The following is a 20,558-nucleotide window of genomic DNA, read 5'->3' as shown; positions in this document are numbered from 1 at the left end:
CCACCTGCCGTCCGGTCCCGCCCCCCGCCCGCCCGACGTCGGCGGGCCGCCGCTCCGACGCGGCCTCGGCCTGACGCCCTGTGAGACGCACGGCGGACTGCCGGGGTTTCCGAGGTGTTGTGCGGCATTTGCTCACTTATGGTGGGGCGGTGGCCACCGATCATGACGCGACCGCCCCCTCCGAAGCCCCGGTACGAATCCTGCTGCCGCAGGTGCTGCCCGCCCTCGTGGTGGGCGTCGGATCGGCCCTGCTGTTCCTCGGCGTCAGCAAGCTCGCCGAGGAGCTCCAGTCGGTGCTCTGGGAGACCGTGCCCGACGCCCTCGACATCGGCCGCTACTCCTCCCTGTGGATGATCATCGTCCTGACGGCCACCGGTATCGCCGTCGGGCTGGTGATCTGGAAGGTGCCCGGCCACGCCGGGCCCGACCCGGCCTCCGAAGGGCTCGGCGGACCGCCGCTGGCGCCCGGCGTGGTGCCGGGGCTCCTCCTCGCCAGCACCCTCGCCCTCGCGGGCGGCGTCAGCCTCGGCCCCGAACAGCCGACGATCGCCTCCGCGATCGCCCTCACCGTCTGGCTGGGACTGCGGTCCCGGCCGAACGTGCCCGGCGCCTTCTGGGTCTCCCTCGCCACCGCCGGCACCTTCGGCGCCCTCTTCGGCACGCCCGTCGCCGCCGCCCTCGTCCTCTCCGAGGCACTCGTCGGCCGCCCCGGCCAGGGCTCGCTCTGGGACCGGCTCTTCGCGCCGCTCGTCGCCGCCGGCGCCGGCGCGATGACCACCCAGCTCCTCTCCTCCCCCAGCTTCGACATGGGCCTCCCGCCGCTGACCGACCCCGGCTGGGAGGACCTCCTCGCCGCCCTCGTCGTCGCCACCCTCGGCGCCCTCTTCGGCCTGCTCGGCTGCTGGGCCTTCCCCTATCTCCACCAGGCCTTCGGCCGGCTGCGCCACCCGATGGTGATGCTGCCCGCCGGCGGCCTGATCCTGGGCCTGCTGGGCGCCCTGGGCGGCCACCTGACCCTCTTCAAGGGCCTCCACGAGACCGAGGAGCTCGTCGCCTCCATCGGGACGTACTCCTCCGGCGAGCTGACCAGAATGGCCGTCGTGAAGCTCGCCGCGCTGCTGATCGCCGCCGCCTGCGGCTTCCGCGGCGGCCGGGTCTTCCCCGCGGTCTTCATCGGCGCCGCCTTCGGCCTCGTCGCCCAGGCCCTCGTCCCGGAGATCCACCCGGCGGTCGCCGTCTCCTCCGCGGTCCTCGGCGTCCTCCTCGCCACCACCCGGCAGGGATGGGTGAGCCTCTTCGTCGCCGCCGTCCTCGCCGCCTCCCCCGCCATGGTGTCCCTCCTCTGCCTGGCCACCCTGCCCGCCTGGCTGGTCGTCACCGGCCGTCCGCAGCTCGAACTCGACCACCAGGGCCGCGCCCTGCGCTGACCCGCCCGCCCCACCGCGACACGCCGCGGTCCGCCGCGGCCCGCCCCAGAAGGAGCTCCCGATGGCCCCCCTCCACAAGGGATCCGACGACACCGACAGCAAGCACTTCCGCCGGCTCGCCCTCAACCCCTTCTACGGCGAGGCCGACCCCGTCGGCGGGATGACCGAGGCCCCGCCCCGCCACCGGATGCCCGAGCGGCCGCTGGCGCCGTCCAGCGCCTACCAGCTGGTCCACGACGAGCTGATGCTGGACGGGAACTCCCGGCTCAACCTCGCCACCTTCGTCACCACCTGGATGGAGCCCCAGGCCGGTGTCCTCATGGCCGAGTGCCGCGACAAGAACATGATCGACAAGGACGAGTACCCGCGCACCGCAGAGCTCGAACGGCGCTGCGTCGCCATGCTCGCCGACCTCTGGCACGCCCCCGACCCGACCGCCGCCGTCGGCTGCTCCACCACCGGCTCCAGCGAGGCCTGCATGCTCGCCGGCATGGCGCTCAAGCGCCGCTGGGCCAAGCGGAACGCCGACCGCTATCCGGCGACCGCCCGCCCCAACCTGGTGATGGGGGTCAACGTGCAGGTCTGCTGGGAGAAGTTCTGCGAATTCTGGGAGGTCGAGGCCCGCCTCGTCCCCATGGAGGGCGACCGCTACCACCTCGACGCCGCCTCCGCCGCCGCCCTGTGCGACGAGAACACCATCGGCGTCGTCGCCGTCCTCGGCTCCACCTTCGACGGCTCCTACGAACCCGTCGCCGAGATCTGCGCCGCCCTCGACGAGCTCCAGACCCGCACCGGCCTCGACATCCCCGTCCACGTCGACGGCGCCTCCGGCGCCATGGTCGCCCCCTTCCTCGACGAGGACCTGGTCTGGGACTTCCGCCTCCCCCGCGTCTCCTCGATCAACACCTCCGGCCACAAGTACGGACTCGTCTACCCCGGCGTCGGCTGGGCCCTCTGGCGCGGCACCGAGGAGCTCCCCGAGGAACTGGTCTTCCGGGTCAACTACCTCGGCGGCGACATGCCGACCTTCGCCCTCAACTTCTCCCGCCCCGGAGCCCAGGTCGTCGCGCAGTACTACACCTTCCTCCGGCTGGGCCGGGAGGGCTACCGGGCCGTCCAGCAGACCAGCCGGGACGTCGCCCGGGGCCTCGCCGAACGCATCGAGGCCATGGGCGACTTCCGCCTCCTCACCCGCGGCGACCAACTGCCCGTCTTCGCCTTCACCACCGCCCCCGACGTCACCTCCTTCGACGTCTTCGACGTCTCCCGCCGGCTCCGCGAGCTCGGCTGGCTCGTCCCCGCCTACACCTTCCCCGCCCACCGCGAGGACCTGTCCGTGCTGCGGATCGTCTGCCGCAACGGCTTCTCCGCCGACCTCGCGAGCCTCCTCGTCGAGGACCTGCACCGCCTCCTGCCCGAACTCCGCAGCCAGCCCCGCCCCTTCACCCACGACAAGGGCGCCGCGACCGCCTTCCACCACTAGGAGGCGCCCACGGAGGCGTCCTCCCCGCACGCGAGGGGGAACTCCGTCCAGCGGACCCCGTCCCTCGTCAGCTCGTACCGGCACCGCGAGCGCTCCCGCAGCAGCCCGGCCGGGGTCCGGCGGACGTACGCGCCGCCGTCGTCCAGCTCCCGGAAGGTCCGGCCGCCGTCCAGGCTCACCTGACCGGACCGCTGGGTGGCGATCTCCACCCGGCCGCCCGGCCCCGGCACCGGCAGCCCCTCCAGCGAGCGCGGCTCCCGCTCCGCGCCCGTGGTCCACATCCGCTGCCAGGTCCTGCCCCCGTCCAGGGAGCGGTGGAGCGCCCGCAGCGGGTTCTTCACCGGCTCGCCGCCCCTCAGCTCGCCCATCTCCGCCGCGTACACCGCGTCCGGGCCGACCACGACCCGCGTGTACCAGGGCGGGGCGTCGGTCGGGCTCGGCAGCCGGCTCACGGACCAGCTCCGGCCCGCGTCCCGGGAGACCGCGACCACCGGCCGCCCCGTCCCCGGCTCCACGCCCGACACCCACCAGGACCCGTCGGGCTCCGCCGTCCCCGCCGGCCGGGGACGCGCGCCCACCGCCGGCTGCGCCACCAGCTCACGCCGCCGCCCGTCCCGCGGCGAGACCACGACCAGCCGCTCCAGGGCGCACCGCTCCGCCGGAGCACCCGGGTCCCCGACGCACTCGGTGGTGAGCGCCGCGCCCGCGGGTATGTCCGGGGTCCGGCCGGCGGGCCGCTGGTCGACGGACCGCCAACTCCGTCCGCCGTCGCCGGTGAACCAGCCCCGCCGCGGCTCCTCCCCGCCGCCGTCCTCGATCAGCGCGCGCCCCGGGCCGAGGACCAGCAGCCGCGCCGACACCCCTGCCGTGCCCCGCAGTTCGGGCAGCGGCGAGGCGCCCGGCCGCCACCGCTCCGCGCCCCGGTCGAGCACCGCCACCCGCTGCCGGCAGAAGCCGTTCGCCGGCTCGGCCGGGTCGCTCACGCACTCCGCGAGCAGCGCGAAGCCGCTGCCGTCGGCGGCGAGGTCCACACCGGCCGCCCAGCCGGGCAGCTCCGCGCCGTCCCCGATCCGGGGCGGGAGGCCGAACACCCCGCCGTCGGCGGGCCGTTCACCACCCCGGGCGGTCTCCGGGCCGCCGGTGCAGGCGACCAGCAGCCAGGCCAGCAGCAGTGCCACGAGCGCGCGGAGCGGAGCCGGCGCCCGGGAAACGGGAACGCGCATCGGACTTCCCCCTGTCCCTCGGGCGGTTCGCGGTGAACCGTCTGCTTCTGGTACACCGCTCACCGCCTTCGGGTTCCCACCCGGGCGTCACTTTCTTCCCGGCCCGGGCAGGGCCCGCGACAGGCCCCCGGCAGGCCCTCACCGAGGGGGCCGGTTCCCGTTCAGCTCCCGAGGCGCCGGAACCTCCGTACCGCCAGCGGGAAGAACACCGCGAGCAGCGCCAGCGGCCACAGCACCGCCGCCGTCACCCACCCCGGCTCGCCGCCCGGGTTGCCGAACAGCTCCCGGACCGCCGTCGCGGTCGCCGACATCGGGTTCCACTCCACGGCGGCGCCCAGCCAGCCCGGCATCGAGTCCGGCGACGCGAAGGCGTTGGAGAGGAAGCCGACCGGCCAGACCAGGATCTGCACGGCCTGGACCAGCTCGGGCCGCCCCGCCACCAGGGCCAGGTAAATCCCGATCCACAGCATCGCGAAGCGCAGCAGCAGGAGCAGCCCCAGCGCCCCCGCGAAGGCGGCGGGTCCGCCCCGGGCGCTCCAGCCCATCGCGTACCCGACCCCGACCATCACGAGGAGTCCGGCCGCCGACTGGAGCATGTCCGCCGCCGCCCGCCCGACGAGCACCGCCCCGTCGGCCATGGGCATGGAGCGGAAGCGGTCGACGACCCCCTTGTCCAGGTCGCGGGTGACCGCCGTCATCGTCCCTTCGAGCCCGAACACCATGGTCAGCGTGAGCATCCCGGGCACCAGGAAGTCGACGTACTCCCCCTGCACCGCCCGGCCGCCGCCGACCAGGTAGCCGAACATCAGCAGCATCATCACCGGGAAGACCAGCCCGACGAGCACCGCCACCGGCTGCCGCGCCCAGTGGGCCAGCTCGCGCCGGGTCATCGTCCAGCAGTCGCCCAGCGCGTACGCGACGCTCATGCCGCCACCTCCCGCTCCTCCACGGAGCCCCGCCCCGCGGCGGTCCCGGCTTCCCGCCGGGCGGCGGCGCCCTCGCCGGTCAGCCGCAGGAACGCCTCGTCCAGCGTCGGGCGCCGCAACGCCACGTCCTCCGCCTCGATCCCGGCCGCCTCCAGGGCCCGCACGACCTCGGCGAGCGAGGCCATCCGGTCCCGCACGGGGGCGCTGACCAGCCTCCGGTCCCGGTCGACGTCGGTCTCGCCGGGCCCGAAGGGCAGCACCCGCACGGCCTCGTCGAGGCGGGCGGCCTCCCGGACGACCACGTCGATCCGGTCCCGGCCCGCCCGCGACTTCAGCTCCCCGGGGGTGCCCTCGGCGACCACCCGGCCGCCGTCGACCACCGAGATCCGGTCGGCCAGCCGGTCCGCCTCCTCCAGGTACTGCGTGGTCAGGAGCACCGTCGTCCCTCCGTCGACCAGGGAGCGCACCGCCTCCCACACCTCGCCGCGTCCGCGCGGGTCGAGCCCGGTCGTCGGTTCGTCGAGGAAGAGCACCTCCGGTTCGGTGATCAGCGAGGCGGCGAGGTCGAGCCTCCGCCGCATGCCGCCGCTGTACCGCCGGACCGGCTTGCGGCCGGTGTCGCCGAGCCCGAACCGCTCCAGGAGCTCGTCGGCGCGGAGGCCCGCGCCCCGGGCGCCGAGGTGGAAGAGCCGGCCGAACATCTCCAGGTTCTGCCGCCCGCTCAGCTCCTCGTCGAGCGCGGCGTGCTGCCCGAGCAGTCCGATCCGGCGCCGGACCAGGGCGGCCTCCTTCCGTACGTCGTGCCCGGCGACCCGCACCAGGCCCTCGTCGTACCGCAGCAGGGTCGCCAGCACCCGCACCGTCGTGGTCTTGCCGGCCCCGTTGGGGCCGAGCAGACCGTGGACCGTGCCGCGCCGGACGGCCAGGTCGAGGCCGTCGAGCGCCCGCTTGTCCCCGTACCGCTTGCGCGCGCCCTCCATGAGGATCGCGTCGCCACCCATAGCCATCCGTTTCCTCCCGCTATTGCCCTAGTCAAATTTGACCAGCAATCCGGCGGAGAGGGTATGCCCGCCTTCCAGGCTAGTCAAACTTGATTAATCCTCGCGGCCTTCATCGCGGTCGCCACCGCCGTCGCCGCCATCCTCGCCCTCCCCGTCATCCCCGTCATCGGCGCCCGCGCCGCCGCCGTCGGTCGCGTACGGGTTCTCCTGGCCCTCCGCGAGGACGCCCACGAACGGCTCGCCCTCCCCCGCGAAGGTGTACGCACCGGCCTCGATCCGCTCGATCAGCCCGAGCGTCCACTCCCGGCCCGCGTCCGCCGAACGCACCCAGAGGTGCATGATCTCGCCGATGTGCCCGAGCTGCGCCGGACCGCCCTCCGGGGTGTAGTACTCCGTCACCGAGGCCCGCCAGGCGTCCAGCCCCCGCAGCCGCTCGCGCAGCAGCTCCACCGCCTCCGCCCTCGGCAGGTCGACGACGAAGCCGACCGCCGCCGACAGGACGTCCATCTGCTGGTCGTAGGTGGCCAGCGCCTCCCGCAGCAGCCGGAGGTACTCGGCCCGGCCCTCCTCGGTGATCTCGTACTCGACCCTGGGCGGACCGCCCACCGTGCTCGGCGCGCTCTCCTCGGCGCGCAGCAGTCCCTGCTTCGCCATCTGCTTGAGCGCGTGGTAGATCGAGCCCGGCTTGGCGTTGGACCACTCGTGCGCGCCCCAGTACTCCAGGTCGTTGCGCACCTGGTAGCCGTGGGCGCGGCCGTGCTGCTTCACCGCGCCCAGGACGAGAAGGCGGATCGCCGACATCCCCACGTACCTCTCTGGTCGATTCCGACCAGACTAGGCGGGCCGGGACCCCGCGGTCCCCCGGTCAGGCCCCGGTGGACCGCCCGCCCTCCTCCGCGATCAGCTGGAAGGAGCCCTTGCCGTCCAGAGACTCGCGGATCACGTCCGCGTGCCCGGCGTGCCGACCCATCTCCTGCACCAGGTGCAGCAGCATCCAGCGGACCGACACCCGTCCGTCCTCGGGGAACCAGGGCGCGCGGGGCAGCGGGAAGGTGTCGTCCAGGCTCGGCGCCGTACGGACGAACTCCTCGGTCTCCTTCGCCACGCCGTCCCAGAAGGCGAGGACCTCCGGGATCGCCTCGCCGTCGACGAGGCGGAAGGCCTCGCCCCAGGTCTCCTGGGTCCGCTGCCTCTCGTTCTCCCGCTCCTGCGCGAGGCGGAGCCAGTTCAGCTCGACCTCGGCCACGTGCTTGACCAGCCCGGAGAGGCTCAGCTCGCTGGCGCTGGGCCGGCTCGCCGCCTGCTCCTCGGTGAGACCGAGGAGGGCGCGGCGGAGCGCGGCGCGCTGGGCCTCCACGAAGTTGAGGAACGCGCCGCGCTCGTCACCGAGGGCCTCCGCGGGAACAAGAGCCACCATGATGTCCGCCTTCCGTCCACTGCTTTCCGGTGTGCGCCGGAGCTTTCCCGGCACGACGGACACGCTACGGCGGAAGTAGGACAGTTCCCGTCCTAGAAGGCCTAGAAGACCTAGAAGACCTGGAAGACCTGGAGGGCCTGGAGGACTCGGAGGACCCGCGAAGACCCGGAGGACCTAGAAGGGGAACTCGCTGCGACCGTGCTGGATGGAGATCCACTTCTGGGTGGTGAAGGCCTCCACCATCGCGTCGCCGTTGAGGCGGCCGATGCCCGAGTGCTTCTCGCCGCCGAAGGGGACGATCGGCTCGTCGTGCACGGTGCCGTCGTTGATGTGGATCATGCCGGTGTGGATGCGCTTGGCGACCCGCACGCCCCGCTCCACGTCGGCGGTGTGGACCGCGCCGCTGAGCCCGTACGGGGTGCCGTTGGCGATCCGCACGGCCTCGTCCTCGCCGTCGAAGGGGAGGATCAGGGCCACCGGGCCGAAGATCTCCTGGGAGAGGACGGGGGCGTCGGCGGGGATGTCGGTCAGCACCGACGGGGAGACGAGGTTGCCCTCGACACCGCCGCGCAGCAGCGCGGTGGCGCCGGCCGCGACGGCCTGCTCGACGGCCCCGGAGACCGACTCGGCCTGCTGGGAGTTGATGAGGGGGCCGATGTGGGTGGCGGGGTCGGCCGGGTCGCCGACGCGCAGGGTCTTCACCTTCGCCACGAACTTCTCGGTGAACTCGGCCTCCACGCGCCGGTCGACGAGGACGCGGTTGGCGGCCATGCAGACCTGGCCCTGGTGCACGAAGCGGCTGAAGACGGCGGCGTCGACGGCGTAGTCGAGGTCGGCGTCGTCGAGGACGATCAGGGCGCTGTTGCCGCCGAGTTCGAGGACGGCGTGCTTGAAGTTCTGGGCACAGACCGTGGCCACGTGGCGGCCGACCCTGTCGGAGCCGGTGAAGGAGATGACCTTCGGGACCGGGTGGGTGAGCAGCGCGTCGCCGATCTCGGCGATGTCGGTGACGACGACGTTGAGCAGGCCGGCCGGGAGGCCCGCCTCCTCCAGGATCCTCGCGACCAGGGTGCCGCCGCAGATCGGCGTGTTCTGGTGCGGCTTGAGGACGACGGCGTTACCGAGCGCGAGCGCGGGGGCGACCGACTTGAGGGAGAGCAGGAAGGGGAAGTTGAAGGGCGAGATGACGCCGACGACGCCGACCGGGAGGCGGTAGACGCGGTTCTCCTTGCCGTCGACCGGGGAGGGCAGGATGCGGCCCTCGGGCCGCAGCGCCAGCTGGACCGCCTCGCGCAGGAACTCCTTGGCGAGGTGCAGCTCGAAGGCGGCCTTGAGGTGGGTGCCGCCCAGCTCCGCGACGATCGTCTCGGCTATCTCGGTCTCGCGGTCCTCGACGATCCGCAGGGCGCGCTCGAAGACCAGCCGGCGGGTGTACGGGTTGGTCTCGGCCCAGGCGGCCTGCGCGCGCTCGGCGGCCCGGTAGGCACGGTCCACCTCCTCGACGGTGGCCACCGTGATCGAGGCGAGCTTCTCCCCGGTGTACGGGTTGAAGTCGATGATGTCCCAGGAGCCGCTGCCCGGCTTCCACTCGCCGTCGATGAACTGGTGGGCCAGGTCGGTGAAGTGCGACATGGACGGAGAACCCCTCTGCCGGCTGCCGGTCGCCCGGGCGCGCGCGGGCGTCCGGTCGCCGGGGCTACTGATGCGCCGTCATCGTACTGATGTCTCAGGAGAGTTGGAGGAGTCCACGGAGAAGATCACGGGTTTCGGCCGGATCCGGACTGTCCTTCGCCAGCTTCTCCATCACCGTGGCGTACTGGGCGACCTCCTCGCGCTTGTCGAGGTAGAGGGCGCCGGTGAGCTGTTCCAGGTAGACGACGTCGGAGAGGTCGGACTCGGGGAAGCTGAGCATGGTGAAGGCGCCGCTCTCGCCGGCGTGCCCGCCGAAGCTGAAGGGCATCACCTGGAGGGTGACCCCGGGGTGCTCGGACACCTCGATGAGGTGCTTCAGCTGCCCCCGCATGATGCTCCGGTCGCCGTACGGACGGCGGAGCGCGGCCTCGTCGAGGACGACGTGGAAGTGCGGGGCGGACTCGGAGACCAGGACCTTCTGGCGTTCGAGGCGGAGGGCGATCCGGCGGTCGATCTCGGCCTGCGTGGCGCCGGGCATGCCCCGGGAGACGACCGCGTGGGCGTACGCCTCGGTCTGCAACAGGCCGTGCACGAACTGCACTTCGTAGACGCGGATGAGGGAGGCGGCCGCTTCGAGGCCGATGTACGTCTGAAACCAGCCCGGCAGGACGTCGCCGAAACTGTGCCACCAGCCGGCGAGGTTGGCCTCGCGGGCGAGACCCAGGAGCGCGCCGCGCTCGGTCTCCTCGGTGACTCCGTAGAGAGTGAGCAGATCCTCTATGTCCCTGGCCTTGAAGCTCACCCTTCCCAACTCCATGCGGCTGATCTTGGATTCGGAGGCGCGGATCGAGTAGCCGGCGGCCTCGCGGGTGATGCCCCTCGATTCGCGCAGACGCCTCAGTTGGGAGCCCAGCAGGATCCGCCGGACGACGCTCCCGCCCGCTCCGTTCATTTCGCCTGCGGTCACGGCTCCAGCCTTCCCTTCACGGTGACGAGCCCCCGTCGAGCCCCGGATTCTGCCACCAAACGCTTCAGCGCGTACACATCCGATTACGGAAGGGGACGCGAAGGGTCTGCTTCCGGACGGGAACAGGACACGCCACGGTCAAGAAGATTTCCACAGATTCACCACAGGGTCGGACAGGTCCGGCACCTGCCCGCGCGTGCACGTGCATCTGCCCTTGCATCCAGTCGGCGCATTCGGAACCATGGACCCCGCGCAGCCGCGTACTCATTCGCGTTGTCGTGTTGTTGCACCGTTTCGCACCGTTGTCGCACCACCGCCGCGATTCCCGGGAGTGCCTCGCATGGGGACGAATGGATCGACCGTGCTCGAGCCTTTACGGCAGGGTCTCCCGCCGATCGATCCCGGCGCCGTCTCCACCTCCGCCTCCTGCGCCCTGCCCGCCCGGTACGAAGCCGTGCGCGGGGCCCGGAAGTTCACCAGCGCCACGCTGGACAGCTGGGACCTCGGCGACCGCTTCGACGACGTGGCCCTCGTGGTCTCCGAACTCGTCACCAACGCCCTGCGGCACGCCGTCCCGGACGGCGGCTGTCCCGACGACCCGCAGGGCCCGCCGGTGCGGCTGCACCTGATGCGCTGGGCCTCCCGCCTGGTGTGCGCGGTGCGCGACCCCAGCCGGCAGAGCCCGGAGACGCGCGGCGGCGAGGAGGACTTCTCGGCCGAGTCGGGCCGGGGCCTGTTCCTCGTCGAGTCGTTCAGCGACAGCTGGGGCTGGCATCCGCTCGCCGGGACCTTGCAGGGCAAGGTCGTGTGGGCGTTGTTCCGGGTCGGCCCGGAGGAATAGAAGAAGTGTACGGAAAAAGGCCCTGGCGATCACCGCCGGGGCCTTTCCGCCGCCCCTGCGCCGACGCTTCGGACGAGAGGGTCCGCGCCGGACGGGACAGGCCGCGCCGGGCGGGAGAAACCGCTTCGGACGAGAGGGACCGCCTCAGACGAGGTGGTCGAACTCCCCGTCCTTGACACCCAGCAGGAGCGCCTCGATCTCGGCCGGCGTGTAGACGAGCGCCGGGCCGTCGGGGTGGCGGGAATTGCGCACGGCAACGTTTCCCCCCGGCAGTTTGGCGAACTCGACGCACGATCCCTGGGAGTTGCTGTGCCTGCTCTTCTGCCACACGACGCCCCGCAGCTCCGTCGCCGCCATGCCGTTGTACGCGTGGTGCGCGTGATGCACTGGTAGCTCCCCGAGTTGCTTGGTACAGGTGTCAACTTCCCCGGATCATAGCTGCGTTCATATGCCGATGCATGAGCAGATGCACGTGCACGAGGCGTGGCGTAGTCGCTACGCCACTCAGCGTGTGACGGGCCGGGACGGACGGCATGCCGGGGCCGGACGCGCACGGGAACGCCCCCGCGATCTTCCCATCCGGGTGGACGGGAACGCGGGGGCGGTGGTTCCCGACGCCGGTCAGAAGGGCGGGAGGTCGAAGAGGAGACGGCCCGCGCGGTCGTACAGGCGGGGCCCCACGGCGTCCGCGTCGGGGGCGACGGCGTACCAGACGCCCCAGCCGGGCCTGCCCGGCAGCTGGAGGAGCGTGGCGACGGTGGTCCGCCCCTCGGCGTCCACGAGCTCGACCCGGCCGGCGTCGTCCGTGCCGTAGTAGAGGCCGGAGTGGAAGGTGCCCTCGCCCTGGTGGCTGAGGGCGGGCCGGGTCCGGTCGATGTTGCCGTCGACGACGCTGCGGAACTGTTCGAGCCCGTCCTCCCCGCCCTGCCAGTGCTTCCCCCGGGCCGTGAGCCACACCATCCACCCGGGCGCGGCCCGCACCCGCTCCCCCGCCGCGACGGTCCGTACGGGGGCGGGCACCTCGTCCACGTGGCGCGAGGCAGGCGGAACGGACGGCACCGTCGGGGCGGAGGCGCCGGTGGGGGCGGAGGCGGGGTCGGTGGCGGAGGCGGAGGACACGACCGGCGGCGCGGCGAGCCCGGCGGCGGGGTGCGGGTCGCGGACCAGGGCCGTACCGGCGGCGACGGCGGCCGAGACGCCGAGGACGGCGAGGACGGAGAGGGCGACGGTACGGCGCCGGCGGCGCGCGCGGCCCGCCCGGACGACCGCCGCGACGGGCGCGGGTCCCGGGGTCACGTCGTGGGCGGCGCGGGCGAACTCGGCGCGGAGCAGGTCGTCCCACGCGCCGGCGGCGTCGGGCCCGGCGTCGGGTGCGGGGGTCATGGGCGGGCTCCGTAGGGGGTGCGGAGGGACGGGCCGGCCAGCGGCGGAGGACCGGAGGCCAGCCGGGGGTGGGCGCGGAGCGCGGCGAGGCCGCGCCGGGCGTGGGTCTTCACCGTGCCGATCGAGCACTGGAGGACCTCGGCGATCTCCTGCTCCGTCAGGTCGTCCCAGTACCGCAGGACCATCACGGTGCGCTGGCGGGCGCTCAGGTCGGCTAACGCCTCCAGGAGCACGGTCCGTTCCTCGACGTGCTCGGCATGACCGGCGTCCCGGTGCCGGGCGGACTCCGGCAGCACCGGGACGAGCAGATGGGCGACCCGGCGGCGGCGGAGACGGCTGAGGTTGTTGTTGACGAGGGCGCGGCGCACGTAGAGGTCGACGCCGTCGCGCGGCACCTTGCGCCAGCGGCCGTACACCTTGGCGAGGGTCGTCTGCACCAGGTCCTCGGCCTCGTGGAAGTCACCGGTGAGCAGCTGGGCCGTGCGGACGAGCCGGGGCCAGGCCGCGGTGGCGAACGCGGCGAAGTCGGCGTCCGTCTGGGGTGCTGGTGGGTGCGTCACGGTGGCGGACCTCGCGTTCGGGAGGTGGTGCGGCGGGGCCCGCCCCGTGCCGGGCCCCGCCGAGCGTGGTGGACGGTCCGTCAGAAGTCCATCGCGGGCAGCTCGACGAGGAGCCGCCCGTCCCGGGCGTGGAAGGCGACGGAGACGTCACGGTCGGACGGCGCGGTGTGCGCGTACCAGACGCCCCAGCCCGGGCGGCCGGGCAGCTGGAGCAGGGTCGCGCGGGTGACCCGGCCCTCGGCGTCCGTCACGTCGACCCGCCCGGGGGCCACCGGACCGCCGTAGACGCCCGAGTGGAAGGTGCCCTCGCCCTGGTGGCTGAGGGCGGGCCGGGTCAGGTCCAGGTTCCCGTCGACGACGCTGCGGAACTGCTCGAAGCCGTCCGGCCCGGTCCAGTGCTTGCCCTCGCGGGTGAGCCAGAGGGTGTAGCCGCCGCCGGCGTCGACGTGCCGGCCGGGACGGACGGTACGGACGGCGGGGGAGGCAGCCGTGGAGGGGGTGGACGCGGAGGGGGCGGACGCGGAGGGGGCGGACGCGGAGGGGGCGGACGCGGAGGGGGCGGACGCGGCGATCGTGGCCGCAGCGGAGGAGGAGGTCGTGGTGGACGCGGAGACGGTGGCGGGTGCGGCGGTGGCGGGCGCGGCGGTGGCCGGGGCTGCGAGGGCGGCGGCGGCCACGGCGGCCGCCACGGCGGCGCCCGCGGCGAGCAGGTACTTCTTCATGGGACGGCTCCTGGTTCGGCGGACGGTCTTCCACCCTTCTCAACTCCGTCCGCACCGAACCCGGATGACACCCCGTCGGAAGATTTTCCGGCTCAGGCCTCGGCGAGCGCCGCCGACAGTTCGTCCAGGGCGGCCAGGAGCAGCCGGGCCGCCTTCCGCAGCAGCGGGTCGGTGACCTCGGTGTCCCAGGCGGCGACGGTCTCGCGGAGGTCGTCCCAGACGGGGACCTTGCGCTCGCGGACCGCCTTCGCGCCGCGTTCGGTCGCCTCGCCCAGCGCCTCCGCGAGGCCGGCGGCGGCCGGCAGCGGCGGGGCGCCGCGCTCGGGGAGGTGGGCCTCCAGGAGCATGGCGGCCCGCCCGAACTCGGCGATCGCGTGCCCCGCGCCCTCGGCGGCCGCGTGCGAGAGCCCCCGGTGCCGCACCGGCTCGTGGGTGGCCCGGCCCAGGGCGTCGTGCCAGGCCACGCGCGCGGCGCGGGCGGAGAGCAGGGCCTCGCGGACGTCCGGGCTGCCGGGTCCGGCGGGGTCGGCGTACCGGGCGGCGACGGTGGCGGCGTACCGCCCGGACGTGGTGAGCCAGTCGGCGAGCCTGCCGCGCAGCCGGGGCGTCTCCCAGGCGGGGTAGACGGCGTAGGAGAGCATCGCGAGGAGGCCGCCGAGGAGGGTGAGCAGGACCCGGTCCCGTACGGTCTGGGTCACCCCCGAGCCCTCCATGCCGAGGAGGAAGACGACGTACGCGGCGACGCAGACCTGGCTGACCGCGTACCCCGTCTTCATCAGCAGGTACATGCCGAAGGCGCAGAGGACGGCGAGCCCGGCGGAGAGGTACGTCCCCGGGTGCGCGGTCTGCACGACGGCGGAGGCGAGCGCGACGCCGACGAGCGTGCCGCCGAAGCGGGCCACCGAGCGGGAGTACGTCTGCGAGAAGTCCGGCCGCATCACCATCACGGAGGTCATCGGCGCCCAGTACCCGTGCCCGAAGGGCAGCACCAGGCCCAGCAGATAGCCCGCGGCGGCGACCGCGGAGACCCGCAGCGCGTGCCGCAGGATCGCCGACCCCGGCCGCACCTCGGCCCGCATCCGCGCGACCACGAGCGGCAGGAGCCGGAGGAGCGTGGGGCGGGTGCGCGGGACGAGGGCCTTCGGGATCTCCGGGGCCGGGCCTGGGCCTGAGGCCGGGGTCGGGCCTGGGGTCGGGGTCGGGGTCGGGGTCCGGTCCGGGGTCGGCCCAGGGCCCGGGGCCTGGCCCGGGTCCCGGGTCGGCTTGGGGTCAGGATCCTGGCCCTGGCCTTGGCCCTGGCCCTGGCCCTGGCCCGGGTCCGGGTCCGGGGTCGGCTTGGGGTCAGGGCCCGGGTCCGGGGGCGTGCCCGGGCTCGTCTCCGTGCGGGGCTCGGCCGTCTCCACGACGTCGCCGAGGAGGGCGGAGAGGCGGAGGGCGGCGCGGTGGGAGCGTTCGGAGAGGATCGTGCCGGTGTCCGGGGTGCGGAGCGCGGCGACGGCGGCCGGGGGGAGCCGGACGGGTTCGCCGTGCCGGATGGCGTGCGCGGCGGCGTCGAGGATCGCCCCCGCCGCGGCGAGCAGCTCGCGCACCCGGTCGCGCTGCGGCCCCTCGGCGGGGGCGCCGACGGCGGGGTCCGCGAGCGAGGCGAGGACGGGCCGGATCCGCTCGGCGAGCCGCCGGGGCCCGTGGAGTTCGGCGGGCCGGCGGCGGGCCTGGCGCGGGGTGACGGCGGCGGCGCTGCGGGCGGTCATCAGCGGGACCGGGTCGAAGGCCGCGACCGGGTCGTGGCGGAGCCGGCGGGCGTAGTCCGCCTCCGCGGCGAGCGCGTCGGCGAGGGCGTCGCGCTGGACGCCCCAGGGCCGGACGGGCAGCAGCACGACGAGCGCGGCCTGGACGACCCCGCCCGCGAAGATCATCGCGGCGTGCCCGGCGGCGGTGGCGACGGAGGTGGGCAAGGTGATCGTGACCAGCATGATCGCGACGTTGGAGGAGGCGATGATGCCGGCGGTGGGCCCGGCGGCCCAGGCGAGCCCGGAGAGGAAGGTCCACAGGAGCAGCAGCGCGAGGAAGAGGACGAGGTGCGCCCCGGTCAGGTACCCCAGGAAGGTCGAGACGGCGAGACTGCCGCCGGAGGCGAGCGCGAGGGTGGGCCGGGGCCGCCACGACCGCTGGAAGGTGGCGATGGCCGCCTGGAAGGCGCCGAAGGCGGAGGACGCGGCGACCGCGGGCCCGAAGAAGGCGAGCGAGAAGCCGATGACCAGCGCGAGCCCGAGCGCCCCCCGGGCCGCGACGACGGGAGCGAGCCGCCGCCGCTCGACGGTGAGTCCGGAACGGGCGGTCTCCCTCAGCGCCCGGAGCCAGCTCATGATCCGAGCGTAGCGACGATCCCCCTGTAACCCGACATTTCACCCCACGGTTCTAGCCTCGGGCGCGGCGGTCGAGGCGGCCTCGGTCCGGGGTCAGGGTGGCGGACTCGGCGGCGGTGGCACCGTGGTTCCAGCCGTCCTCGTCCCACATCGCGCGGACCCGGGTCGCCCGCGTCTCCGGGAAGAGCTCGTCCGTGCGGGCGGTCACCGCGACCTCGCGGGAGGCGAGGACCGGGAGCAGGGTCGGGGCCTCGGCGGCGACGCGGCGGGAGGTCGCCTCCAGCCGGGCGCCGAGCCGGTTCGCGTACGCGAGCAGGAAGGACTGCCGGAAGGACTTGGTGCGCTTGCGGCCGCCCTTGCGCTGCTCCGCCTCCGCGCGGGTCATCGCGGCCGTCCCCTGCACGAGGAGCGAGGTGTACAGCAGCTCGACGGGGTCGAGGTCCGCCTCGAAGCCGACGACCGTCGAGAAGCCGTACGTCTCGTTCCACACGGCCCGGCAGTGGTTCGCGCTCGCCACCGCGTCGAGCAGGATCGCCTTCGCCTGCTCGTACGGCGGCTCCACGCCGACCCGGACCGCCCCCGGCGTCTGCGCCGAAGGCGCCCCGGCGGCGAGCCCGGCCTCGTCCAGGCTGTGGCGGGCCATCAGCTCCTGCGCCTTCGCCGTCAGCGCCTCGGCCTCCTCCGGATAGCCGGTGGCCTCCGCCTTCGCGAGCAGCGCCCGGATCCGGCCGAGCATCCGCGGCTCCCCGACGGCCGCCGGCGGCAGCGTCTCGCCCGGTACGGGCCCCACCGCGTCGAGCCGGGGCAGCCGGACCAGCAGCCGGTACAGCTCCAGGACGGCCGTCGCGTACGAGAAGCGGTCGGCGGGCCCGTCCCCCTCCTCCAGCGCGTCGAGCTGCTCGCGCCAGCGCCGGGGCAGCGTCGCGTACCGCGCCGTCTCGGCCCGCACCAGGCCGGCGAGCAGCCGCAGATGCTCCTCCGCCAGCTCGCGGCGGACCGTCCGCGCGAGGTCGGCGGGCTGCCAGCCGCGCTCCCACAGGGTCCGTACGAACTCCTCGCCGCGCCGCGCGAGAGCGGCGTCGGCCCCCGGATCGGCGGCGAGCAGGGAGGCCGCCGTGTCGAGCGAGCGGTCGTCGCCCCTGTGCAGCGCCTCCGCCAACGCCCGCCCGACCGTGGACTCCCGCGCCTCCTCCTGCATGACCGCGCCCTCTCCGTACACCTCACGACCGACCTCCTCCGATGGTCTCAGGAGACCGGGGGGACCTGGGGACGGGCCCGGGGGTAGGTCTGGCCCTACCCCCGGACGCCCGGCAGGCGGCGTGACCCGGGGACCGGCGGAACGGTTCGCTGGACCCATGACCAGCACCCTTCCTCCTTCCGCCCCCGCCGCCGCCCTGCGGCTCAGGGGGCTCGTCCGGCGGCACGGGGACGTCCGGGCCCTCGACGGCGTCGACCTCGATGTCGCGGCCGGGACGTTCACGGCCGTCATGGGCCCCTCCGGATCAGGGAAGTCCACCCTGCTGCGCTGCGCGGCCGGACTCGACCGCCCGGACGCGGGCCGCGTCGTGGTGGCGGGCACGGTCCTGGACGGGCTGAGCGAGCGGCGGCTGACGCTGCTGCGGCGGGACGCGATCGGCTTCGTGTTCCAGTCCTTCAACCTGCTGCCGACGCTGACGGCCGCGCAGAACGTGGCCCTGCCGCTGCGGCTGGCCGGCCGTCGGCCGGCGCGCGGCGAGGTCCGGGCGGCGCTCGCCCGGGTCGGGCTCGCCGGCCGCGAGCGGCACCGGCCCGCCGAGCTCTCCGGCGGCCAGTGCCAGCGGGTCGCCATCGCCCGGGCGCTGATCGCCCGCCCCGCCGTCCTCTTCGGCGACGAGCCGACCGGCGCGCTCGACTCCACCACCGGCGCGGAGGTGATGGACATGCTCAGGGCCCTCGTCGACGAGGAGGGCCGCACGCTGGTGATGGTGACCCACGACCCGTCGGCCGCCGCCCGGGCGGACCGTGTCGTCTTCCTCGTCGAAGGCCGTCTGGCGGGCGAACTCACCGCCCCGACGGCGCACGACGTCTCGGCCCGGCTCGCGGCCCTGCGCCCAGCCGGCGCGGGCGCGAGTGCGAGTACAGGTGCGGGCGCGGGTACCGGTGCGGGGGCGGGCGCCGGTACCGGTGCCGGTGCCGCTCCGGCGGCAGCGGCGGAAGGGGCGGGTTCGGCATGCTGAGTCTCGTCGCCGGCGGGCTGCGGGCGCGGTGGGCGTCCTTCCTGGGCGGGTTCCTGGCGCTGGTGCTCGGGGTCGGGCTGCTCACGGCGACCGGTCTCGGGCTCGCCGCCGCGCTGGACCCGCCGCCGCACGCCCCCGAGCGGTTCGCCTCCTCGCCCGTCGTCGTCCTCGGCCACGACCGGTTGGCCGTGGAGGTCCGTCGCGGACCCCGGACCGAGATCGTCCACCACCCGCTCGACCGTCCACAGCCTGTGGACACCGCCGTGCTGCGCGAGCTCCGCGCGCGCTGGGCCCTGACGGAGACCCCGGCGGACGCCACCGCCGACGCCCCGGTCACCGAGGCCCCGGCCACCGACACCCCGCGCACCGACACCCCGGACGCCGTCGGGCTCGACGCGCCCGCCGCACAGGTCAGGGCCCTCGTCGGCGACCGGGCGCAGGTGCTCACCGGCGCCGAGCGCCGCCGCGCGGACCCCGGTCACGAGCGCGACGGCCGCGAACTCACCGGCCTGAACGCCCTCCTCGGCACCGCGGGCGGCGTCGCCGCCTTCGTCTCCGTCTTCGTCGTCGCCTCCGTCTTCGCCTTCTCCGTGGCGCTGCGCCGCCGCGAGTTCGGGCTGCTCCGCACCGCCGGCGCCACCCCCGCCCAGGTCCGCCGGCTGCTGCTCGCCGAGGCCGCGGTGCTCGGCGTGACCGCGTCCGCGGCCGGCTGCGCGCTCGGCGCCCTCGCCGCGCCGCCGATGGCGCGGGCCCTGGTGGCCCGGGACCTGGCGCCCGCGTGGTTCGCGACCGCGACCGGCGGGAGCGCCGGATGGCCGTACCACCTGGCCTTCTGGACGGGGCTCGGCGTGGCGCTCGCCGGCGCGGCCGCCGCCGCCCACCGCGCCGGGCGAACCGGCCCGACGGACGCGCTGCGCGAGGCGGACGTCGACCGGGACGTCCTGCCGCCGGGCCGGGCGCTGCTCGGCGCCGGGCTGCTCGCCGCCGGTCTCGGGCTGCTGGTCTGGACGTACGCGACCGAACCCGCGGCGCTGCTCAAGCGGAAGACGTACACGACCCTGCCGATGCTCCTGACCGGCGGCGCGGCCCTGCTCGCCCCGCTCCTCGTGCGTCCCGCCGCCCGGCTGCTGCCGGTCCCCGGCGGCGGCGCGGTCGGGCTCCTCGTCCGGGCGAACGGCGCGGCCGCCGTGCGCCGTACCGCCGCCGTCGCCGCTCCGGTCCTGGTGACCGTGACACTGGCGGGAACGCTCTTCGGCGCGTCGGAGAGCGTGGCGCGCGCCAAGGAGACGGAGGCGCGGGACCGGACGGCGGCCGCGCACGTGGTCGAGGGGCCGCGGGTGCGGCTCCCGGAGCCGGTCGAGGGCGCGGTCGTCGCCGCCTCCGGACCGACCTCCCTCTTCGTACGGGACGGTGCCGAGGCAGTCGTGAAGTACCGGGCCCGCGCGGTCGCCGACCCGGCGGCCTTCGCCGAACTGGCCCGGCTCCCGGTGGTCGCGGGCGACCTGCGGGACCTCGACGACCGGTCGATCGTCGTGAACGAGGAGTTCGAGCGGCGGCGGGTCGGCGAGGAGGTGGAGGTGTGGCGGGCGGACGGCAGCGGACCCGTACGGCTCCGCGTGGCGGCCGTCCTCGCGCGCGGCACCGGCGACAACGGGCCGTACGTCACCCGCGCCCAGGCGCCCGGCGCCACCCTCGACCGCCTGGAGTCGAACCGCCCCCTGCCGACGGCGGGCACCCCCTCGGCGACCCCGCCGCCACCCGTGAACCAGGCGGCTCGGGCCGGCCTGCGCCTGCTCCTCGTCCTGGTCCTCCTCTACACCGTGATCGCGCTGGCGAGCACCCTGCTCATGGCCACGTCGGTGCGCGGCGCCGAACTGGCCTCGCTCAGGCTGGCCGGTGCCACCCGGGCCCAGGCCCTGCGGGCGGTCACGGGCGAGGCGCTGCTCGCGGTGGGCATCGGCACGCTCCTCGGGCTCGCCGTGACGGCCGCGGTCCTCGGCGCCGTCGGCGCGGGCCTCGCCGCCCTCTCCGCCCCGGTCACACCGGCCCTGCCCTGGGCGTGGACGGGCGCGGCGGCGGGCGTCTGCGCCCTGGTCGCCGTCGCCGCCTCGGCCCTCCCCGCGTGGCGCCTCACGCGCTGACCGGCGATGGTGGGACAGGGCGGTGGCCGGGGTCGGAGCCGGGCCACCGCCCCTCCCCACACCGCCGCACACCCTGGGCACCGCTCCTCCCCCCATACCGGCCGCCCGACCCGGGCACCGGCCCTCCCCCACACCTGCCGCACGCCCCTGGCACAGTCCCTCCCCCACACCGGCCGCCCGACCCGGGCACCGGCCCCCCCTGACGGCCCCCGCCCCTGACGGCCCCCGAGCCGACGGCAGCACCGCACGGGGC

At 74.9% G+C, this 20,558-nt stretch carries 18 protein-coding genes; 5 read left to right on the top strand and 13 right to left on the bottom strand.

Annotated elements, in window-relative coordinates:
* Nucleotides 1-149 precede the first annotated feature (149 nt).
* A complete protein-coding gene (locus ACFQ8C_RS19145; RefSeq protein WP_383458718.1) occupies nucleotides 150-1,427 on the top strand; it encodes an ion channel protein in 1,278 nt (425 codons plus the stop codon).
* Nucleotides 1,428-1,488: 61 nt separating this feature from the next.
* The gene (locus tag ACFQ8C_RS19140; protein ID WP_383458715.1) at nucleotides 1,489-2,910 is read left to right on the top strand and encodes a glutamate decarboxylase; all 1,422 of its coding nucleotides are present in this window, start codon (nucleotides 1,489-1,491) and stop codon (nucleotides 2,908-2,910) included.
* Here the strand turns inward: ACFQ8C_RS19140 and ACFQ8C_RS19135 are convergent.
* The 7 genes from ACFQ8C_RS19135 to ACFQ8C_RS19105 form a co-directional block, all read right to left on the bottom strand.
* Nucleotides 2,907-4,133, bottom strand: coding sequence for an exo-alpha-sialidase (locus tag ACFQ8C_RS19135; protein ID WP_383458714.1), 1,227 nt, complete (start codon nucleotides 4,131-4,133; stop codon nucleotides 2,907-2,909). The genes ACFQ8C_RS19140 and ACFQ8C_RS19135 overlap by 4 nt on opposite strands.
* A gap of 161 nt (nucleotides 4,134-4,294) precedes the next feature.
* Nucleotides 4,295-5,059: an ABC transporter permease gene (locus ACFQ8C_RS19130; RefSeq protein WP_383458712.1), complete on the bottom strand. Its 765-nt coding sequence runs from the start codon at nucleotides 5,057-5,059 to the stop codon at nucleotides 4,295-4,297.
* A complete protein-coding gene (locus ACFQ8C_RS19125; protein ID WP_383458709.1) occupies nucleotides 5,056-6,066 on the bottom strand; it encodes an ATP-binding cassette domain-containing protein in 1,011 nt (336 codons plus the stop codon). The genes ACFQ8C_RS19130 and ACFQ8C_RS19125 overlap by 4 nt, the downstream gene beginning before the upstream one ends.
* Before the next feature lie 87 nt (nucleotides 6,067-6,153).
* Nucleotides 6,154-6,861, bottom strand: coding sequence for a PadR family transcriptional regulator (locus ACFQ8C_RS19120; RefSeq protein WP_383458706.1), 708 nt, complete (start codon nucleotides 6,859-6,861; stop codon nucleotides 6,154-6,156).
* 64 nt (nucleotides 6,862-6,925) lie between these two features.
* The gene (locus ACFQ8C_RS19115) at nucleotides 6,926-7,477 is read right to left on the bottom strand and encodes a DinB family protein (RefSeq protein ID WP_383458704.1); all 552 of its coding nucleotides are present in this window, start codon (nucleotides 7,475-7,477) and stop codon (nucleotides 6,926-6,928) included.
* Nucleotides 7,478-7,651: 174 nt separating this feature from the next.
* Nucleotides 7,652-9,109 (bottom strand): aldehyde dehydrogenase family protein, encoded by a 1,458-nt coding sequence (locus tag ACFQ8C_RS19110; RefSeq protein ID WP_383458701.1) that lies wholly within the window; start codon nucleotides 9,107-9,109, stop codon nucleotides 7,652-7,654.
* A gap of 94 nt (nucleotides 9,110-9,203) precedes the next feature.
* On the bottom strand, nucleotides 9,204-10,076 hold the full coding sequence (locus tag ACFQ8C_RS19105; RefSeq protein WP_383458698.1) for a helix-turn-helix domain-containing protein: 873 nt from the start codon (nucleotides 10,074-10,076) through the stop codon (nucleotides 9,204-9,206).
* A gap of 340 nt (nucleotides 10,077-10,416) precedes the next feature.
* Here ACFQ8C_RS19105 and ACFQ8C_RS19100 point away from each other — a divergent pair, with 340 nt between their 5' ends.
* Nucleotides 10,417-10,917: an ATP-binding protein gene (locus ACFQ8C_RS19100; RefSeq protein ID WP_383458695.1), complete on the top strand. Its 501-nt coding sequence runs from the start codon at nucleotides 10,417-10,419 to the stop codon at nucleotides 10,915-10,917.
* Between the two features lie 144 nt (nucleotides 10,918-11,061).
* Here the strand turns inward: ACFQ8C_RS19100 and ACFQ8C_RS19095 are convergent, their stop codons facing one another.
* The 6 genes from ACFQ8C_RS19095 to ACFQ8C_RS19070 all read right to left on the bottom strand — a co-directional run bounded on the left by ACFQ8C_RS19095 (nucleotide 11,062) and on the right by ACFQ8C_RS19070 (nucleotide 17,146).
* Nucleotides 11,062-11,274, bottom strand: a complete 213-nt coding sequence (locus tag ACFQ8C_RS19095) for a DUF397 domain-containing protein (RefSeq protein WP_030219358.1) — start codon at nucleotides 11,272-11,274, stop codon at nucleotides 11,062-11,064.
* A gap of 264 nt (nucleotides 11,275-11,538) precedes the next feature.
* Nucleotides 11,539-12,300 carry a hypothetical protein gene (locus ACFQ8C_RS19090; RefSeq protein WP_383458692.1) on the bottom strand — a complete coding sequence of 254 codons (762 nt, stop codon included), beginning with the start codon at nucleotides 12,298-12,300 and terminating at the stop codon, nucleotides 11,539-11,541.
* Nucleotides 12,297-12,860, bottom strand: coding sequence for a SigE family RNA polymerase sigma factor (locus ACFQ8C_RS19085; protein WP_383458690.1), 564 nt, complete (start codon nucleotides 12,858-12,860; stop codon nucleotides 12,297-12,299). The genes ACFQ8C_RS19090 and ACFQ8C_RS19085 overlap by 4 nt, the downstream gene beginning before the upstream one ends.
* Before the next feature lie 80 nt (nucleotides 12,861-12,940).
* A complete protein-coding gene (locus ACFQ8C_RS19080; protein ID WP_383458688.1) occupies nucleotides 12,941-13,582 on the bottom strand; it encodes a hypothetical protein in 642 nt (213 codons plus the stop codon).
* Nucleotides 13,583-13,674: 92 nt separating this feature from the next.
* Nucleotides 13,675-15,948, bottom strand: coding sequence for an FUSC family protein (locus tag ACFQ8C_RS19075; protein WP_383458685.1), 2,274 nt, complete (start codon nucleotides 15,946-15,948; stop codon nucleotides 13,675-13,677).
* Between the two features lie 52 nt (nucleotides 15,949-16,000).
* Nucleotides 16,001-17,146 carry a DUF2786 domain-containing protein gene (locus ACFQ8C_RS19070; RefSeq protein ID WP_383458727.1) on the bottom strand — a complete coding sequence of 382 codons (1,146 nt, stop codon included), beginning with the start codon at nucleotides 17,144-17,146 and terminating at the stop codon, nucleotides 16,001-16,003.
* 157 nt (nucleotides 17,147-17,303) lie between these two features.
* Here ACFQ8C_RS19070 and ACFQ8C_RS19065 point away from each other — a divergent pair, with 157 nt between their 5' ends.
* Both ACFQ8C_RS19065 and ACFQ8C_RS19060 read left to right on the top strand, forming a co-directional pair.
* On the top strand, nucleotides 17,304-18,164 hold the full coding sequence (locus ACFQ8C_RS19065; RefSeq protein ID WP_383458682.1) for an ABC transporter ATP-binding protein: 861 nt from the start codon (nucleotides 17,304-17,306) through the stop codon (nucleotides 18,162-18,164).
* Nucleotides 18,158-20,305 carry an FtsX-like permease family protein gene (locus ACFQ8C_RS19060; RefSeq protein WP_383458680.1) on the top strand — a complete coding sequence of 716 codons (2,148 nt, stop codon included), beginning with the start codon at nucleotides 18,158-18,160 and terminating at the stop codon, nucleotides 20,303-20,305. Before ACFQ8C_RS19065 ends, ACFQ8C_RS19060 begins: the two co-directional genes overlap by 7 nt.
* The last annotated feature ends 253 nt before the right edge of the window (nucleotides 20,306-20,558 follow it).

This window comes from Streptomyces sp. NPDC056503 (assembly GCF_042794995.1).
Taxonomy (GTDB): Bacteria; Actinomycetota; Actinomycetes; order Streptomycetales; family Streptomycetaceae; genus Streptomyces.
This window is presented reverse-complemented; position numbering and strand designations above follow the sequence as displayed.

Coding starts and splice junctions, on each gene's coding strand:
- ACFQ8C_RS19140 (WP_383458715.1), top strand. CDS start 1,489: ATGGCCCCCCTCCACAAGGGATCCGACGACACCGACAGCAAGCACTTC.
- ACFQ8C_RS19135 (WP_383458714.1), bottom strand. CDS start 4,133: ATGCGCGTTCCCGTTTCCCGGGCGCCGGCTCCGCTCCGCGCGCTCGTG.
- ACFQ8C_RS19130 (WP_383458712.1), bottom strand. CDS start 5,059: ATGAGCGTCGCGTACGCGCTGGGCGACTGCTGGACGATGACCCGGCGC.
- ACFQ8C_RS19125 (WP_383458709.1), bottom strand. CDS start 6,066: ATGGCTATGGGTGGCGACGCGATCCTCATGGAGGGCGCGCGCAAGCGG.
- ACFQ8C_RS19120 (WP_383458706.1), bottom strand. CDS start 6,861: ATGTCGGCGATCCGCCTTCTCGTCCTGGGCGCGGTGAAGCAGCACGGC.
- ACFQ8C_RS19115 (WP_383458704.1), bottom strand. CDS start 7,477: ATGGTGGCTCTTGTTCCCGCGGAGGCCCTCGGTGACGAGCGCGGCGCG.
- ACFQ8C_RS19110 (WP_383458701.1), bottom strand. CDS start 9,109: ATGTCGCACTTCACCGACCTGGCCCACCAGTTCATCGACGGCGAGTGG.
- ACFQ8C_RS19100 (WP_383458695.1), top strand. CDS start 10,417: ATGGGGACGAATGGATCGACCGTGCTCGAGCCTTTACGGCAGGGTCTC.
- ACFQ8C_RS19095 (WP_030219358.1), bottom strand. CDS start 11,274: ATGGCGGCGACGGAGCTGCGGGGCGTCGTGTGGCAGAAGAGCAGGCAC.
- ACFQ8C_RS19090 (WP_383458692.1), bottom strand. CDS start 12,300: ATGACCCCCGCACCCGACGCCGGGCCCGACGCCGCCGGCGCGTGGGAC.
- ACFQ8C_RS19080 (WP_383458688.1), bottom strand. CDS start 13,582: ATGAAGAAGTACCTGCTCGCCGCGGGCGCCGCCGTGGCGGCCGCCGTG.
- ACFQ8C_RS19075 (WP_383458685.1), bottom strand. CDS start 15,948: ATGAGCTGGCTCCGGGCGCTGAGGGAGACCGCCCGTTCCGGACTCACC.
- ACFQ8C_RS19070 (WP_383458727.1), bottom strand. CDS start 17,146: ATGCAGGAGGAGGCGCGGGAGTCCACGGTCGGGCGGGCGTTGGCGGAG.
- ACFQ8C_RS19065 (WP_383458682.1), top strand. CDS start 17,304: ATGACCAGCACCCTTCCTCCTTCCGCCCCCGCCGCCGCCCTGCGGCTC.
- ACFQ8C_RS19060 (WP_383458680.1), top strand. CDS start 18,158: ATGCTGAGTCTCGTCGCCGGCGGGCTGCGGGCGCGGTGGGCGTCCTTC.